Here is a 14,199-nt window from a genome sequence, read left to right as displayed (position 1 = left end):
GCTACAAGTTTAAATCCAACGGCGTGTATGCTGACAATAATCACTAAACTGCTGGCCAAAAAGTTCAAACAGCGCTCGTTCTTCCGGCTTAATTTGAAACTGCGTCATATAACAAACGAAGATAACCACCCCCACAATGCTTAAAGGAGCTGAAAGCCATAACATCCAAGCAATCAATAAAAATGCTAATGATAGATACATTGGATTGCGGCTATAACGGAAAATACCACGAGTCACTAAGGTACTGGTAGATTCTGGTTGCAGAGGATTAACCGTCGTTTGTTCTTTCTTAAACGCAATAACCGCATTCATTGCTAATGCAATCGCGCCACCAGCAATAATAATCGCTAAAATAATATCTAAACCATAGGGTAAATAGTAACGCATCGTATAGCGTGAAATAAGATACATCAGCAGCATGACCAATAACGTCACGATTGGTGGCGGGATACGTAACTCAAGTTTAGCGCCCATCTATGGTTTTCCTTCTATTAAACAAATAAAGACAACAATACCCAGTCTTAAAATAATAAAGTATGGAGTAAGCTCGAGGTCAAGCGCTTAAACCAATAATCGTTAGTATACCAATCATCAAGCAATATACACTTAAATAAGTGTCTGATGAGCTTAGAACTATTGATAATGGTGGCGAATTCTAAATAAAAAGACCGTAAACGAGCATGATCTCATTTACGGTCCAGTGAATGGCCATTAGCTGCTATGTCGATAAGTTATAAACCACCGAACTTACCATTTTGGTTTTTCCACTCTGATTTTGCTGGAATCGTCTCAATGGTGTCCCAATGTTCAACAATTTTACCGTCAGCCACTCTGAATAAGTCATAAAATGAAGTAGGTTGACCCGCTAATGACCCCTCGCTAATACTGAGTACGAAATTACCCTGCCCAACTATCTTATGATTTTTATCATAGACCATTTTAATCCCTTGCTTAGCCATGGCAGCAAAAGCCTCACTTAGACCAGCTAGGCCATCGGCAATATTAGGGTTATGTTGAATATAATTATCAGCATCAATAAATTGCCCTATCTTATCCATTTGACCATTGACTAATATCGTTACGACAAAATCTTTAACAAGCTGTTTATTCGCCTTTGTCTGGTCAAGATCCGTTATTTGGGTCACCCCATCTAACTGAGTATGCCCGCTTGGATTAGGAGTACTCGCCGTTACGGTTAAATTATCCCAATGCTCGACTATTAAGCCATTTTCAAAACGAAATAGATCAAAGCCAACCTTAGGGCCAAAAAAGTTATAAGCAGTATGAGTTACGACATAATCACCGTCAGTAAAGCTGCGTTTTACATCAACTTTAGCGCTGCCTTTAGGGAGAGCTTGTAAAACCTCACCAAAACCAGCTAAACCATCTGCAACGGCTAAATTATGTTGTGTATATTGAGTAGGGTTCACATAGGCAACTGCAGTTTGATCGCCAGTTTCAATACTATTGAGTAATGCTATCGCTTTCGCTTGATTAGAGACAGGTTGAACAGCATCATTTGCCAAGGTGGCCGTAGAAACAACACTGCTTGAAAGTATTAGGCTAGCTAGCACAGAAAAACGGAGTGAGGATATTTTCATCATTGTTATAACCTTAATAGGGATTGTTATAACAAGTTAACTGTAACTTGGCTTTGCTTATAGGTCATTTCCGCCCTAAAAATGGTAAATATCTAACCTCTATTCTTTTTTATAAATTGTAACGGTGTCATTTGTGCCTGAGTCTTAAAATACTTAACAAAATTACTGGTATCATCAAAACCAAAATCATAGGCAACCTGCTGAACCTGTTTGCTTTCAAGAATAAGCGAGCGTTTAATCTCAACCATTCTATAAGCATCAATAAATTGTTTTGCCGTCATCGATGATGCACGTTTACAGATTTGATTTAGCGTTTTATAGGTTGTATGTAGTTGCAAAGCATAATCTGTGGCATCAGTTATCGATTTGGGATTTTCAGTGAGCAGCATGATGAATCGAGTTAATATAGTCGACTGTGTCGCCGTTAGCGCCGAGACTTGTTGTGGCCGTTCCCGCTCAAGCATCAAATAGAGCGATGAAAACAATAACATCAATACCACGCTGGACCTGTCTTCTCTTACGGATTCAACAAGCATCTCTGTCAGTAATTGAGTTGTTGATGATAACAACATGGCATTAGGGATCACTACAGGTTGATATCGCTGGGTTAAGTAGTCATATAAAAAGCCCGTTAGATTGATATTGGCTTGAATGGCATCAATAAAAGCGGCCGTAAACAAAATAGCTTTACCCGTTATTGTTTGTTTAAAGTCAAAAGCATGCACTTGATCTTTATGAACAAAGATAAAACTACCCGCGTTAAATGGATAATATTCAAAATCAATAAAGTGATGACCTTGTCCCTGCTCAATATAAATTAATAAATTAAAGCTGACCCGATGCGGCTGAGTGGGATCATGCGATAAACCCGCCGTCCGTTGCTGTAATTCAGCGAGATCAATAATATCAATTTCAAATGCTTCATCAGAATTAAAATCAATCTGTTTAATATTCGTCGACATGATTTACCTAAATGATTCACTTAAGTTAGTTATCTAATGAATGGCAACACCAGCAATGTAGGTATGTAATAACACCACCACAATCAAGATAACGGCACTAATGGCTAATCCTTTTAGTTCTTGCAACCAAGATGGTGCTTGCGGTTTAATCCATTCCCCCTCGCGACGGTTTATAAAATAGATTTCAAGCAATGCCCAAATCGTCATACTGCTAAATAGAATCACTGACCGAATATCGCCGTTCAGCATTAAATGGGCAATTCCCCACACAACTACACTCGCTAATTGTGGATGCCTTACAAAACGCTTAATGCGAGTCTGATGTTTAGCCGCGCCAAATAACATAATGGCAATGACCATTAGGAGCATGGCTAAATGTTTTAATGCAGGGAGAGGCATATAAACGCTGCTGGGCATGGTATGGCGCCAACCAAACACAATCATCACGAGTGATAATAGTACGATGATAGAAAATGTTGCCCAATAACCTTTACTACCACATAAATCGAGCCAACGAGTCTTCAGATGAGGTGTCACAGAAGGAATAAAATGTACCAAAGACCAGAGTAGTATGCCTGCGATTAACATTGCCATATCGCTTATCCTTATTATACGAATGAGTTTTTAGTATTGATTTTGTGGTAAACCGTCATTCATCTCCCTTTTCAGCAACAAAGAGATGAATCAATCTCCCTAAACCTACGGCAAACTGTTTTAAAATCAATCGATTTATACTTATTTATGGGCAAAACACATAGCACTGTATAAAAACACAGTGACTCGTAAGATATTAACTAAAAGCCTTAAATTGGCTATTTATAAAACAAAAAAGCCGATATTTATGATAAATATCGGCTTTTTGGCAAGATAAGATTAAGCTTGATGCTTACATTCAAAGCTATTGATGAGCCAACGGCGATAAGCGCAGTTATAACAAGAGCGTACTACATTATCAATTTGCTCATCTTCATCATCTTCAATGAAATATAGGCAAGATTGTGCAGCATCACGCGCTTGGGGATAATCATCTATACCAAAATTAAATAATTTTTTGTCGTCAATTAAGGTAAACCAAGTCATAACATTACTCTCTACTAATACTGTTTTAGATGTTGCTTTAATGCATTGCACCAAGTTTTTTGCTCATCACGATAAACTAACAAGGTATATTGATGCTGATGATAAACAGCTTTAACCTTGCCGCTTAAATCAATTACCTGATCATCAGTTAATATTGCTCCTTCCAAATCCATCACTTTATCAACCATAGATTTAGCAATAATATCGGCGACGGTTAATTGTTTATCTGATTTTTTATCTAATCCAGCAAAGTGAACCTGGCCTTTAACACGACCATCGTTGCCGAACAAACGCAAACCTATCCCAGCAATCGCACCAATCACACCTTGCCCAGTACCACCATGCTCGGTCAAGCTTAGCTGTTGAGATTGAGCTAACTCATAGGCTTGTTGCTTGGTTTTCACTTGTTGTTTTGCGCTCAACCCAAAGTCGATTAATGCTTGCTGATCAAATGGAGTCGATAAGTTTAAAATCGCAATACCAGGATCAGCCTTAGCTGCTGACTCAGTAATAAGATGCGCTACAGCCAACTCATAAATAATTGCTTGCTCAATATCAGCCACCAGCTCAAAACACATTGCACTATTGTGTGAAGTATAAGGAATGTCAGGATGCACAAAAAGCTGATGACGAGTAACGGCAGACACACTTGAAACAATGCCATGTTGCTGACAATAATCCATCAAAAGCTGTCCGATTTCTTGCGCGATCTCACCAGTCCCCTTAGTACCAATGTCATCCGTATCATCAATACATATTAACCACTGTGTCATATAGCCTCTTTGATATACTTGTTATTATTTAATTTTTACAGAGATCAGGTCATGGGCTTTTAAGCGATGAATAACGGGCACAACAAGCCATGCCCCCATCACCGTAAATATGCCACCTGTCAGTAAACTCATTAAAAATTTAGTTAACCCCACCTCTAAGCTCATGCCTAGCAATAGATCACCAATCAAACCTTTAACAGCCCACGCGATACACCCGCAAAGTGCAATAGCGACAAAACGCCAGTGTAGTGGTGTCAATGCCGCAAAAAGAAGTACGCCAATATCCATCGCAACCGCTGGCATAAGGAATTTTAGTAATATCAACGGGCCACCTTTACCAATACCTAAGATCATTGCCATTACACCCGCAATCATGCCGCAAGCGGTAATCGCCCCAACACGACCGACGACACCAAAACAAATAATATAAAAGAAGGTCATTAAAAACATGGAGTGGCCAGAAATCCCCAGTTTTAAACGTAATGAGCCCTTAATCACAACCAGTAAAGTGGCACAAAAACCTATAAACAAGGCATCTTTAAGATTAAAGCTTTCAAATATTTTCATTATTAAAACCTAAGGGTTTCGCCAGTAAACAGGCTTTGTTCGTTGAGAGAAATGTCGGTTGGTTGCTGAAGTTGCCATTTGCTGTGAAAGTTTTAGCAGCTGAATTAAGGTCGGTAATAACACGCAATAAATTAATTCTGACCAATTTTTAGGATTGCGTAAGTGTTTCGGCGTAATACGCGCACCGCGCATAATTTGTATTTGATAGATTTCTTTGACTTCACGCCCCATAAACGGTAATAAACTGATTGAGGCACTGACTACAAAGGCCCATTTATGGGGCATTATCCAAGCGAGTACCTCACCAATGCGTTGCGGCTCGCATACTAGAGTTAGCCACCAGCCGGGGATAACCGCCAGCATAATTCTAAATACCACCAAGGCACCATCGAGTAGTTTAGCTTCGCCATGGATTAACCAATAAAGTACTAATGTGAGTACTAATTGCACACTAAAGAATTTTAATAGCCCTGAAATAGAACCCTGATTCAATATGCCATGAACGATCAACAACAAATTAATAATCGCTAAACACATCAATGAATCATCTGCGGCCATAAAAGCCAAGCCAGAAAGCACGGTCACGAACACTAATGCCAAAGCAATAAGAAGATTTTTATAGTGATGTTTTAATTTTTTATGCAATGTCATCATAACCATGATCCCAATCATTTGCAGATGTAAAAGATTGCGATTCAACCGTTAACAACCCTTGTTCTATTCGCCAAACCGTATCAGCCAAATTCATATCATCATCTCTATGACTACTGAAAATAACCCCACACCCTTGTTGCACCAGCCGTTCGATTAATTTAATGACTTTATTTGAATAATAATCATCTAATCCAGCAAAGGGATCATCAAGTAAAAGCACTTTGGGGTTAATACAAGCCAAACATGCCAACGCAATAAGATGTTGTTGTCCGTAAGATAATTTATGAGGTGAAAGTTCACTTAATGCGACTAAATCAAGCTCTATCAAAATATTACTTGCATAGCTCAAAGGTAAATCGAATCGACTTAAACTAAATTGCAGTTCTTTTAACACTGTGGTTTCAAACAATTGTCGGCTCGGGCGTTGCGTTAAAAAACCTAGATTGGCGCCATACACGCCCAGCTCTGGCAGTTTTTGTAATACTTGTACCGATAACTTTTTTACTTGAGGATCAAATCCTGCTAATAACTTGAGTAAACTGGTTTTACCGCAGCCATTACTCCCAACAACGGCAATAACTTGACCTGCTTGTAATGTTAAAGGCTGCTGACAAGCAAATAATATGCTTGATTCAAATCCAAGCTCAAATGCTGCCGTTTCTATATAAATGGCAGCGCTATCTTGATAGCAAGGTCGTTGTCGAGCCACACCTTTGCTTTGCTTGACGAGGTAATCGCCACAAAACAATTGAGCCTGATCAATATGCCACGCATGGGTTATAAGAGATGAGAATGCTTGATAATTATGTTCAACAATAACAACAGCAATATTGCGTTGCAGTAAACCCGAAAGTAACCCGAGTAATTCAGTCACACCTTGGTCATCCAATTGTGCCCAAGGTTCATCAAGTAATAATACACTGGGATGACACACCAATTGAGCTGCAATCATCAATCGATATTTTTGTCCTAATGATAAATGGCTAATTGGGGTGTTGAGCGCTAAATCTAATCCCACCAGCTGCAAAGAATGACGTACTTGTTGCTGCATTTCGACTAATGGAACGGCAAGGTTTTCTAAGGCAAATGCGACTTCTGCGCCAATGGTTTGTCTGATAATTTGGACATTAGGATCTTGGCAAACAAGGCCCACGATACAATTGGGTTTAACCTTAACTTGACCTTGGTAACTATGTTCGAATGTGCCAGCAAGTAACTGTAATAAACTCGATTTACCACAGCCAGTAGCTCCCGAAATACAATGGCAATGCCCAGTCTCTATTTGTAAATTAACGTTACGAAGTAAATAATTATCATCGTAACCAATGTCAACATTATGTAATTCAATAAGCATAGAAAAGAAGTGAGTAACACCGACATGAGAATGATGGATTAAAACGAATTAATCGGCATTTTGTTTATCTCTGCCCCACATCACAAGCGAATTAAATGAAGAAACAGAGAAACATCAAATTTTTAAATTATTATCTGTTGTTTTACTACTATAGGTAGACACAATGTTACACCCCATCAAATGATGTGACTTTTTGACTCATAAAAACAACACAAGCTCGACACTCCCTTATTAATACAAGCTCATTAAGCAACCACTTAATTAAAATAAATGCCAGCAGATCACCTATAACACCCCATACACACCAATTTACCGTGACATAACGCAACCTAACACCACAATAGGCCACTTAGATCCCATATTCATAACATCAGCTTGACCAAAATTAGGATGATGTTAATAATCGCCACAAAATATCATATAAAAAACAACAACCTAATTGAGTGAACGCTAATGAATATACAGCGCAAAATATTTGCATTAAGTAGTTTAACGCTTGCAATGGGACTTGTGACTTCCGTGTCCGCAAACGAAATTGAACGAGATAAATTGTTCAATATTGCTGAGGTTATTGTGGTCAAAGGCGATCATCCTCAAGTTAACGATATGTCGACCACTAAGTGGGTCATTGATGCAGAAGAAATTGCAGCATCTGGTGCGCAAACCTTTGATCAAGTCATTGAAAATGTACCGGGTGTTTATGTTCGAGTTGGCGCAGATTCAACACCTAGAGTCGATATTCGAGGCTTAAAAACTCGTCATATTACCTTCCTCATTAACGGTGTACCTGCAAGCAGCACTGAAGATGGTCAGTTTGACCCAAGTGTTATTCCTACAAATCAAATTGCTCAAGTAGAAGTTTCTGTTGGCCCAAGCTCAGTATTATATGGGCCTGGTGGTAGTGCTGGTGTGATTAATATCATTACTAAACAAGGTGATGCAGCCTCATTACTGTCAGGTAAAATTGAATCAGCACCCAATAGCACATTAAATGCAGATATTAGCGCAGCAGGTTCTGGCGATAATTGGCAAGGTATAATGAGTGTGACTCATCAAAAAACTGATGGCACACCTATGCCTGCAGACTTTGAAGATACCCGCAATCAAATTGGCGATGTACGCTTCAATTCAGATAGAGAATTAACAAACTATTATGCTCAAGGCAGTTATTTTGTTAATGACTCAACAAAATTAATGGCTAACTATAGCCAACGTGATGGGCATTGGGGCAAGTCACCAACCGTTGATCGTAAAAAAGCCCCTTCTCGCGTTGAAGATTATAACGAACAGAGTATCCAATTCGGTGCAGCTCACGAGCTAAACGAACAATATGCACTACGTGGTTTTGTCTATTACAATCAAACGGATATGACAGAAAACTTCTATAATCACAAGATGAATAACTTGAATAGTATTGTAGAAAGCACCTCTAAAGTGACCGGCACCAACCTACAGTTTATTAGTGAATTTGATTATGGCGCCATTTTAACGACCTCTGTGATTATTGAACAACAAGATTGGTTCTCTCATACCCAAAAGATGCGTTCAATTAAAGGTTCAGGTGGTGGTACAGGTTCTGGCGGCGGCAAGGTGGTTCGGGTGATATTGATGAAAGCATTATGGTGTACACCGGTGCAGCAGAGTATCAATATCAAGCTGATGGTATTTATGGTTACAGCCTAGGTGTTGCTGTGCATAATTTTGACCGTAGCCAAAATAGCGAAACAGACTTTTCAGGACAAGCGACTGCTTTCTATCAACTCGCTGAAGGTAGCCGTATTCATACCGGCATTGCTCAAAAAGTTCGCTACCCATCAATCAGTGATTTATATGCAGCGAACGCAGGTAACTTACAATTAAAAGCTGAAGTTGCGCATCAATTCGAGTTGGGATTAAACCAAGACCTACCATTGGCAACTCAATTAGACATCAGTGGTTATGTCACTGATGCTGATGATTACATTGCCAAAGATGATAATGGCCAAGAGCAGAACATTGGTGATTACCGCTTTATGGGGGTAGATCTTCAACTACAAAATAATTACTTTGATAATTTAAACCTTATCTTCAATTATAGTTATGTTGATACCGAAGACCGCCTAACAGATAAGCGCTTACAATATCGTCCTGCGCATAAGTTACGCTTACAAGCCAGTTACGATTTTTCATTTGGTTTAACCACACGTTTAAATGCTGAACGCGTGATCGATCAAGTGAATGGCAAAGGCGTCAAAATGAACAATTATTCGCTTGTAGACTTTAGCCTTAACCAACAAGTTTGGCACGAGAACCTAGAGCTATACGTCCGTGCAACCAATTTATTTGATGAGCTTTATTACCAAAGTGACTTTATGCCACAAGTGGGTCGTCAAGTATTTGTTGGTTTAAACTGGCAATTATAGAACCATCTTAAAGAGTTAAAGCCCTGCTGGCGTCAGTAGGGCTTTATGTTTGATATCAATCACTGAGTTGTTGTGATACTTATTTACGGCCGCCAGCCAGAAAATCCCCACGTTGAGATAATCAAACCAATAATCAATATACCATCACCAATAAGACTAATAGGTTGTTGTGCCAAACATGCCATTAGCGATCCGACAGCCATGAATACCATGCCCGTATTTGCAAGATACTTATAATTCACCGTACTCATACATGTTCCTCAACCGTAGTAATAACTTGATATCGAGAAATTTTCATTAAGAAGGTATACACCAAAAATGAAACCACCAGCGCATTAAGTGCTTGTATTCCCCAATCGATAACATAGACAGTCACAGACGCACAAACCCAAGAGATAATCGCGTTATAATTTATATTTTTAAATTGATACTTATTAATATCTGGGTAGTTACCATGATGAATAATATAGTAATCGCTAATAATTATGCCTGCTAATGGCGGTACAATAATCCCAGCCGTAATTAATATGCCAAAAATAGCGCCTAACTCATAAGGTTTAAATAAAGTAAAGAATGCGGTAATCGCTACAATAACAATCATTATCTTTTTTCTACTTACAGAGTTAAATACATTTGATAATGTCAATCCAACTGAATAAATATTAGCACCATTGGTCGTCCATAAATTGGTCGTTAATAGCACAAATGCAGGTACAATTAATCCCATTCCCATCAGCACATTAACCATATCTGGATCGCCTGCAGCAGTACCTACAACCGCACCACACAAAACCACAAATGTATTAACCACAAGTAAGCCGAGAATAGAGCCTTTAATCGCGTCACCACGAGAACTGGCATAACGATTAAAGTCAGATACCGTGGTAGCAGCGCCAAAAACCCAAGTGCCAATGACAATAGAAACGGCGGGGAAAAAACCGATCGATGATTCAGGTACCATATTAAATAATACACTCCAACCACCAGCATCGTCGGCAGATCTCATTACCGTTCCAATACAGATAAATACCATTGCAGGAATAGAAACAAAACTTAATATTTCTAACGCTTTGATTCCTACGATGCCGAAAATGCCCATAATAATTGCAGAACTAAACATCGCAATGCCTTCGCCCATGGGGTCTAAATCAAAAGCTACCGCGATTAAATGACCATATAAAGCACTTTGAATGGTATACCACCCCATTTGAATTAATGCATATAAAATACTCGGAATTTTCGATCCATATAAACCAAAACTAAAACGGCTTAATAAAGCGAAGGTATAACCCGTTTTATAAGAAATCATCGACATAATTGAAGCTAAAATAGCAAGAAAAGTATTCGCAACAAGCGTGACTAATATCACCGTCGACAAGGGCATTTTTGCCGCTAACCCTGCACCAGCAATCATACTGGCTAATAGAAAAACATAGCCAACCCAAACAGATGTGACTGACCATAAACTTCTTCGTTCATTTTCAGGCACACTTGTATGTTCATAATCAGACATATAAATTCCTTATTAATTAAATTCCTAAATTTAATATGTCATGTTTAATAATGATTACTATCGTTAATTAACCATTCTATGAAACCTATCACAACTTGATCATTACATTAAATAAACAAATTATACTTATATTTAAAATACAAATATTTAATTTATTGATTGATAATTAATAGTCGTAAATATACAGAACTATATTTATGACTCATTTACATACATAGCTTTGATTGATGAACCTGGTATTCAGTAATCTGTAACTAATTTAATAACTCTTGAGTTTTATATACTTTAGAAACTAAAACCATCATTGCTGACAAGGCTTCAATGTAATTATTCTCATTGACATGTATTCTATTTATTTCCTCGAAAGAATAATCTGTGCCTTTTCTTTTTATATCATCGTAATCTGAATCCATGGTTTAACTGGTTATTGGCCTTGCCACCTCACCCCGTTGTTGCTAAGTTGTTATAAAGCCAGTTCACGCTACTGCACTGCTATGTTTTATTTAGAGGTTGAGAATTATATGGCAAGATTAATTTTGATTTGTGGCCCTACAGGCGTTGGTAAAACTACTTATTCGATATCACTAGCTAAAGAAATAGATGCAATAAAATTTTCTATTGACCCATGGATGCAAACACTATTTTCAAAAGACATGACCACCCTAGATTTCGAGTGGATGATGGAAAGAGTTAATAGGTGCTCAGAACAAATTTGGCAAGTTAGTGATCAAATTTTGGCTATTAATGGAAACGTGATATTGGATCTTGGTTTCACGACTAAAGAGCAAAGGGATATTTTCGCTAATCGAGCTCGAAAACTTGGTCTAGAAGCAGAAATTCATTATTTGGACGCTCCTACCGTTACTCGTAAACAGCGTGTAGAGAAACGAAATAAAGAAAAAGATCCAGCAGTCTACGCTTTTGAAGTGACTGACATGATGTTTAACTTTATGGAACCAAGATTTGAGGCTCCAGATGAAGTGGAATTAAAAAATGGACGCAGAATTAATGCTTAATCTGCTAGCCAGAGGCTTCTAGCCCCATCCCCGCATCACTCTGCATGCAGCTCATCATCGCCTGCCATCTTTAGGATTACACCTAGTCAGCCTAATTTGATTGTATGGTTAAGCTGGTTATTGGCCTTGCCACTTAATCTGTGCCCCGACTACATGCACCATTTCCCAGTTGGAAAATTAGAAATAAAGCTGATAGGTTCTATCTAATCCAATCAGTTAACTATGCGCGTTTACAGCTCTAATGAGGTAAATGCGCACAATAAATATTACATGCAAAAGGAAACCATGAAATATATAGCACTATTTATTATCTTGTTTAGCAGCTTTTCTCATGCTGAAGTCGATTTAGTTAAAGTCGACAAATCTAAAAATAAAATGTATTTGTACGACGGTGATAAAATCGTAAAAGAGTATCATGTTGTATTTGGTGCTAATCCAAAAGGTCATAAACAACAAGAAGGTGATGAAAAAACACCTGAGGGTACATACACGTTAGATTATAAAAAAGAGGATTCATCATTCTACAGGTCTATACATGTAAATTACCCTAACGAGATAGATAAAGAAAATGCAAGGAAAAAAGGTGTATCGCCGGGAGGTTTCATAATGATTCACGGTCAAAGAAATTGGTTAGGATGGTTGGGACCAATAATGCAGAATTTTAACTGGACAGATGGGTGTATAGCTTTAACAAATTCAGAAATGGATGAGTTCATGGAGCGAGTTAAAGTAGGCACAAAAATAAACATTGAGTGGTAATCACATATAATCAGCTAGCCCATCCTGCATGCGGCGCCGTACATAACTCACCTACCTAGCCAGCTTAATCTGCTCCGATGGTTAAGCTAGTTAATGGCCTTATCGTCCTGCATACCAGTTAACTTAACCATGATGATATGTGCCTCTGAGATAAAGTCGTTCAAGTTGATGGGAAGTCTATACATATCAGGGGAATTGAATTTATTTAACGGAAGGATCCTTCGTAACAATATCGACCACTTGAAAGTGATCAAATGGGTAATACAACTCAGGTAATTCGGTAAGCACTTTAATTTCATGTTCAGGGATATTTTTTAGATCATCTGTTGTTTGGGGGAAATAAAATGACTTATTTAATGTCAGGCTTTCATTCATATACGTCATATCCCCAGTTTGAGATGTATAATCCATAACAACAAGTAAATAGTTTTGCTTCTCAGGGGTAACACAACGGTCAAATACAATACGTCCCACAATCACTAATGCGAGTTTTTGTATTTTTATAGGTTGTTCTGCTAGCCACTTGCTATTAACTTCAGAAACATCCCGTTTTCTCATCTCTCGGCAAAAACCAGTTTTAGTTTCATATTTAGAGTAGGCTGATTTAACGGCTTGCAGCAAAGATTCATCATCATAAGGATAGGGACTTGAAAGCGAAAAACTTGAATAACAAGCCGCTATCATTAATATATTCGCCTTTAATAATTTATAACGCATTATAAACACATCTCCAAAACTTCGACTCTTCGCCCGTTGTATACGTTTCAGCAAGGTTCGCAATCTGAGCTAGCTTTTCTCGTTTGACCAATCCAATACTTTTTAAAGCATCCGAAAACAAGTTCCAATCTTGAGATGATACTTGATATCCCTTGTTTAAAAAGTCTGCACTCGCATAAGTCGAGTGGCCAGCAAATACTTGGAATATGGGCACCATTGAGATAAGCGTAGCTAAATATCCAGACATATCCACCACATGATTCATCTCTTTAATTGCTAGTTTTGTTCTATAAGATGGTTCAAAACTCCCAACAGCGCAAAAGTTACCCTTTCCTGACATATTAAGACCCACTATATTTAACCTTGAGGCTAAACTGTAGTCTAATCATTAATTATCTACTGTAAGTTAATCACTCTGATATATGTAGTCTTTCAACGTTAATAAAGGGTCACCACGAAATATACGTATACATAAAAGCCTCTCAGTGCTGACAAGGCTTCAATGTAATTGGCGCAGCGGACATGATCTCTAATAAGCCGAAACTGCCCCCAGCAATGACAGGCTGGCATCTATAATGAAAAATAACCAACTGAACTACCGCGCTTTATATTTCACACATACAAAAAAGCCTCGTCATTGCTGATGAGGCTTCGATGTAATTGGCGCAGGACATGATCTTGAATAAGCCGAACCCGCCCCCGGCGTGACAAGTCGGCATCTCTAATGAAAAGTAACCAACTGAATAACCCTTTCTGCCTGCAAATTTTATATACAAAAAAGCCCTTATCTTTCGATAAGGC

The 14,199-nt window shown here is 38.3% G+C and carries 18 protein-coding genes; 4 read left to right on the top strand and 14 right to left on the bottom strand.

The features are described from left to right. Window positions 1-9 precede the first annotated feature (9 nt). The 9 genes from JCM15074_RS17605 to JCM15074_RS17565 form a co-directional block, all read right to left on the bottom strand. Window positions 10-474 (bottom strand): methyltransferase family protein, encoded by a 465-nt coding sequence (locus tag JCM15074_RS17605; protein WP_025822924.1) that lies wholly within the window; start codon window positions 472-474, stop codon window positions 10-12. A gap of 257 nt (window positions 475-731) precedes the next feature. Then, a complete protein-coding gene (locus JCM15074_RS17600; protein ID WP_025822923.1) occupies window positions 732-1,604 on the bottom strand; it encodes a nuclear transport factor 2 family protein in 873 nt (290 codons plus the stop codon). A gap of 89 nt (window positions 1,605-1,693) precedes the next feature. After that, a complete protein-coding gene (locus JCM15074_RS17595) occupies window positions 1,694-2,563 on the bottom strand; it encodes an AraC family transcriptional regulator (protein WP_025822921.1) in 870 nt (289 codons plus the stop codon). A gap of 33 nt (window positions 2,564-2,596) precedes the next feature. Then, on the bottom strand, window positions 2,597-3,157 hold the full coding sequence (locus tag JCM15074_RS17590; RefSeq protein WP_025822919.1) for an NnrU family protein: 561 nt from the start codon (window positions 3,155-3,157) through the stop codon (window positions 2,597-2,599). Between the two features lie 279 nt (window positions 3,158-3,436). Then, a complete protein-coding gene (locus tag JCM15074_RS17585; protein WP_025822917.1) occupies window positions 3,437-3,643 on the bottom strand; it encodes a hypothetical protein in 207 nt (68 codons plus the stop codon). A 14-nt stretch (window positions 3,644-3,657) separates the two neighbouring features. Further along, window positions 3,658-4,416, bottom strand: coding sequence for a DNA-binding protein (locus JCM15074_RS17580; RefSeq protein WP_025822915.1), 759 nt, complete (start codon window positions 4,414-4,416; stop codon window positions 3,658-3,660). 24 nt (window positions 4,417-4,440) lie between these two features. Then, window positions 4,441-4,983 (bottom strand): hypothetical protein, encoded by a 543-nt coding sequence (locus JCM15074_RS17575; RefSeq protein ID WP_025822913.1) that lies wholly within the window; start codon window positions 4,981-4,983, stop codon window positions 4,441-4,443. A 9-nt stretch (window positions 4,984-4,992) separates the two neighbouring features. Continuing rightward, the gene (locus JCM15074_RS17570; RefSeq protein WP_025822911.1) at window positions 4,993-5,637 is read right to left on the bottom strand and encodes an energy-coupling factor transporter transmembrane component T; all 645 of its coding nucleotides are present in this window, start codon (window positions 5,635-5,637) and stop codon (window positions 4,993-4,995) included. Continuing rightward, complete coding sequence (locus JCM15074_RS17565) at window positions 5,621-6,991, bottom strand: ATP-binding cassette domain-containing protein (protein WP_025822909.1); 1,371 nt, start codon at window positions 6,989-6,991, stop codon at window positions 5,621-5,623. Before JCM15074_RS17565 ends, JCM15074_RS17570 begins: the two co-directional genes overlap by 17 nt. A gap of 453 nt (window positions 6,992-7,444) precedes the next feature. Here JCM15074_RS17565 and JCM15074_RS25700 point away from each other — a divergent pair, with 453 nt between their 5' ends. Next, window positions 7,445-8,674: a TonB-dependent receptor plug domain-containing protein gene (locus JCM15074_RS25700; RefSeq protein WP_373278922.1), complete on the top strand. Its 1,230-nt coding sequence runs from the start codon at window positions 7,445-7,447 to the stop codon at window positions 8,672-8,674. After that, entirely contained in the window at window positions 8,611-9,393 is a 783-nt protein-coding gene (locus JCM15074_RS25695; protein WP_373278921.1) for a TonB-dependent receptor domain-containing protein, read from the top strand. Before JCM15074_RS25700 ends, JCM15074_RS25695 begins: the two co-directional genes overlap by 64 nt. 83 nt (window positions 9,394-9,476) lie before the next feature. Here JCM15074_RS25695 and JCM15074_RS24425 read toward each other — a convergent pair whose 3' ends face one another. Both JCM15074_RS24425 and JCM15074_RS17550 read right to left on the bottom strand, forming a co-directional pair. Next, on the bottom strand, window positions 9,477-9,644 hold the full coding sequence (locus JCM15074_RS24425; RefSeq protein WP_159105311.1) for a hypothetical protein: 168 nt from the start codon (window positions 9,642-9,644) through the stop codon (window positions 9,477-9,479). Further along, window positions 9,641-10,906: a cytosine permease gene (locus JCM15074_RS17550; RefSeq protein WP_025822907.1), complete on the bottom strand. Its 1,266-nt coding sequence runs from the start codon at window positions 10,904-10,906 to the stop codon at window positions 9,641-9,643. Before JCM15074_RS17550 ends, JCM15074_RS24425 begins: the two co-directional genes overlap by 4 nt. Before the next feature lie 521 nt (window positions 10,907-11,427). Between JCM15074_RS17550 and JCM15074_RS17540 the strand changes: the two genes are divergently transcribed. Together JCM15074_RS17540 and JCM15074_RS17535 are read left to right on the top strand one after the other, a co-directional pair. Next, the gene (locus JCM15074_RS17540; RefSeq protein ID WP_025822905.1) at window positions 11,428-11,922 is read left to right on the top strand and encodes a P-loop nucleotide/nucleoside kinase family protein; all 495 of its coding nucleotides are present in this window, start codon (window positions 11,428-11,430) and stop codon (window positions 11,920-11,922) included. Between the two features lie 285 nt (window positions 11,923-12,207). Continuing rightward, window positions 12,208-12,681 (top strand): L,D-transpeptidase family protein, encoded by a 474-nt coding sequence (locus JCM15074_RS17535; protein WP_025822903.1) that lies wholly within the window; start codon window positions 12,208-12,210, stop codon window positions 12,679-12,681. A 201-nt stretch (window positions 12,682-12,882) separates the two neighbouring features. Here JCM15074_RS17535 and JCM15074_RS17530 read toward each other — a convergent pair whose 3' ends face one another. From JCM15074_RS17530 to JCM15074_RS25080, 3 genes are all read right to left on the bottom strand, one after another. Next, window positions 12,883-13,398, bottom strand: coding sequence for a hypothetical protein (locus JCM15074_RS17530; RefSeq protein ID WP_025822901.1), 516 nt, complete (start codon window positions 13,396-13,398; stop codon window positions 12,883-12,885). After that, window positions 13,388-13,738 carry a hypothetical protein gene (locus JCM15074_RS17525; RefSeq protein ID WP_037469947.1) on the bottom strand — a complete coding sequence of 117 codons (351 nt, stop codon included), beginning with the start codon at window positions 13,736-13,738 and terminating at the stop codon, window positions 13,388-13,390. Before JCM15074_RS17525 ends, JCM15074_RS17530 begins: the two co-directional genes overlap by 11 nt. A 272-nt stretch (window positions 13,739-14,010) precedes the next feature. Beyond that, window positions 14,011-14,199 (bottom strand): hypothetical protein (locus JCM15074_RS25080; RefSeq protein ID WP_037469944.1); only part of this gene is annotated, 189 nt, incomplete at its 5' end.

Origin of the sequence: Shewanella marina JCM 15074 (assembly GCF_000614975.1) — a bacterium.
Classification (GTDB): domain Bacteria; phylum Pseudomonadota; class Gammaproteobacteria; order Enterobacterales; family Shewanellaceae; genus Shewanella; species Shewanella marina.
The sequence above is the reverse complement of the archived record's forward strand: the minus strand, read 5'-3'. Positions and strand labels throughout refer to the sequence as shown.

Excerpts from the sequence above, each read along its gene's own strand:
- JCM15074_RS17585 (WP_025822917.1), bottom strand. The coding sequence starts at position 3,643 with ATGACTTGGTTTACCTTAATTGACGACAAAAAATTATTTAATTTTGGT.
- JCM15074_RS17570 (WP_025822911.1), bottom strand. The coding sequence starts at position 5,637 with ATGATGACATTGCATAAAAAATTAAAACATCACTATAAAAATCTTCTT.
- JCM15074_RS17595 (WP_025822921.1), bottom strand. The coding sequence starts at position 2,563 with ATGTCGACGAATATTAAACAGATTGATTTTAATTCTGATGAAGCATTT.
- JCM15074_RS17550 (WP_025822907.1), bottom strand. The coding sequence starts at position 10,906 with ATGTCTGATTATGAACATACAAGTGTGCCTGAAAATGAACGAAGAAGT.
- JCM15074_RS17530 (WP_025822901.1), bottom strand. The coding sequence starts at position 13,398 with ATGCGTTATAAATTATTAAAGGCGAATATATTAATGATAGCGGCTTGT.
- JCM15074_RS17600 (WP_025822923.1), bottom strand. The coding sequence starts at position 1,604 with ATGATGAAAATATCCTCACTCCGTTTTTCTGTGCTAGCTAGCCTAATA.
- JCM15074_RS17525 (WP_037469947.1), bottom strand. The coding sequence starts at position 13,738 with ATGTCAGGAAAGGGTAACTTTTGCGCTGTTGGGAGTTTTGAACCATCT.
- JCM15074_RS17535 (WP_025822903.1), top strand. The coding sequence starts at position 12,208 with ATGAAATATATAGCACTATTTATTATCTTGTTTAGCAGCTTTTCTCAT.
- JCM15074_RS17580 (WP_025822915.1), bottom strand. The coding sequence starts at position 4,416 with ATGACACAGTGGTTAATATGTATTGATGATACGGATGACATTGGTACT.
- JCM15074_RS24425 (WP_159105311.1), bottom strand. The coding sequence starts at position 9,644 with ATGAGTACGGTGAATTATAAGTATCTTGCAAATACGGGCATGGTATTC.
- JCM15074_RS17565 (WP_025822909.1), bottom strand. The coding sequence starts at position 6,991 with ATGCTTATTGAATTACATAATGTTGACATTGGTTACGATGATAATTAT.
- JCM15074_RS17540 (WP_025822905.1), top strand. The coding sequence starts at position 11,428 with ATGGCAAGATTAATTTTGATTTGTGGCCCTACAGGCGTTGGTAAAACT.
- JCM15074_RS17590 (WP_025822919.1), bottom strand. The coding sequence starts at position 3,157 with ATGGCAATGTTAATCGCAGGCATACTACTCTGGTCTTTGGTACATTTT.
- JCM15074_RS17575 (WP_025822913.1), bottom strand. The coding sequence starts at position 4,983 with ATGAAAATATTTGAAAGCTTTAATCTTAAAGATGCCTTGTTTATAGGT.
- JCM15074_RS17605 (WP_025822924.1), bottom strand. The coding sequence starts at position 474 with ATGGGCGCTAAACTTGAGTTACGTATCCCGCCACCAATCGTGACGTTA.
- JCM15074_RS25700 (WP_373278922.1), top strand. The coding sequence starts at position 7,445 with ATGAATATACAGCGCAAAATATTTGCATTAAGTAGTTTAACGCTTGCA.
- JCM15074_RS25695 (WP_373278921.1), top strand. The coding sequence starts at position 8,611 with ATGGTGTACACCGGTGCAGCAGAGTATCAATATCAAGCTGATGGTATT.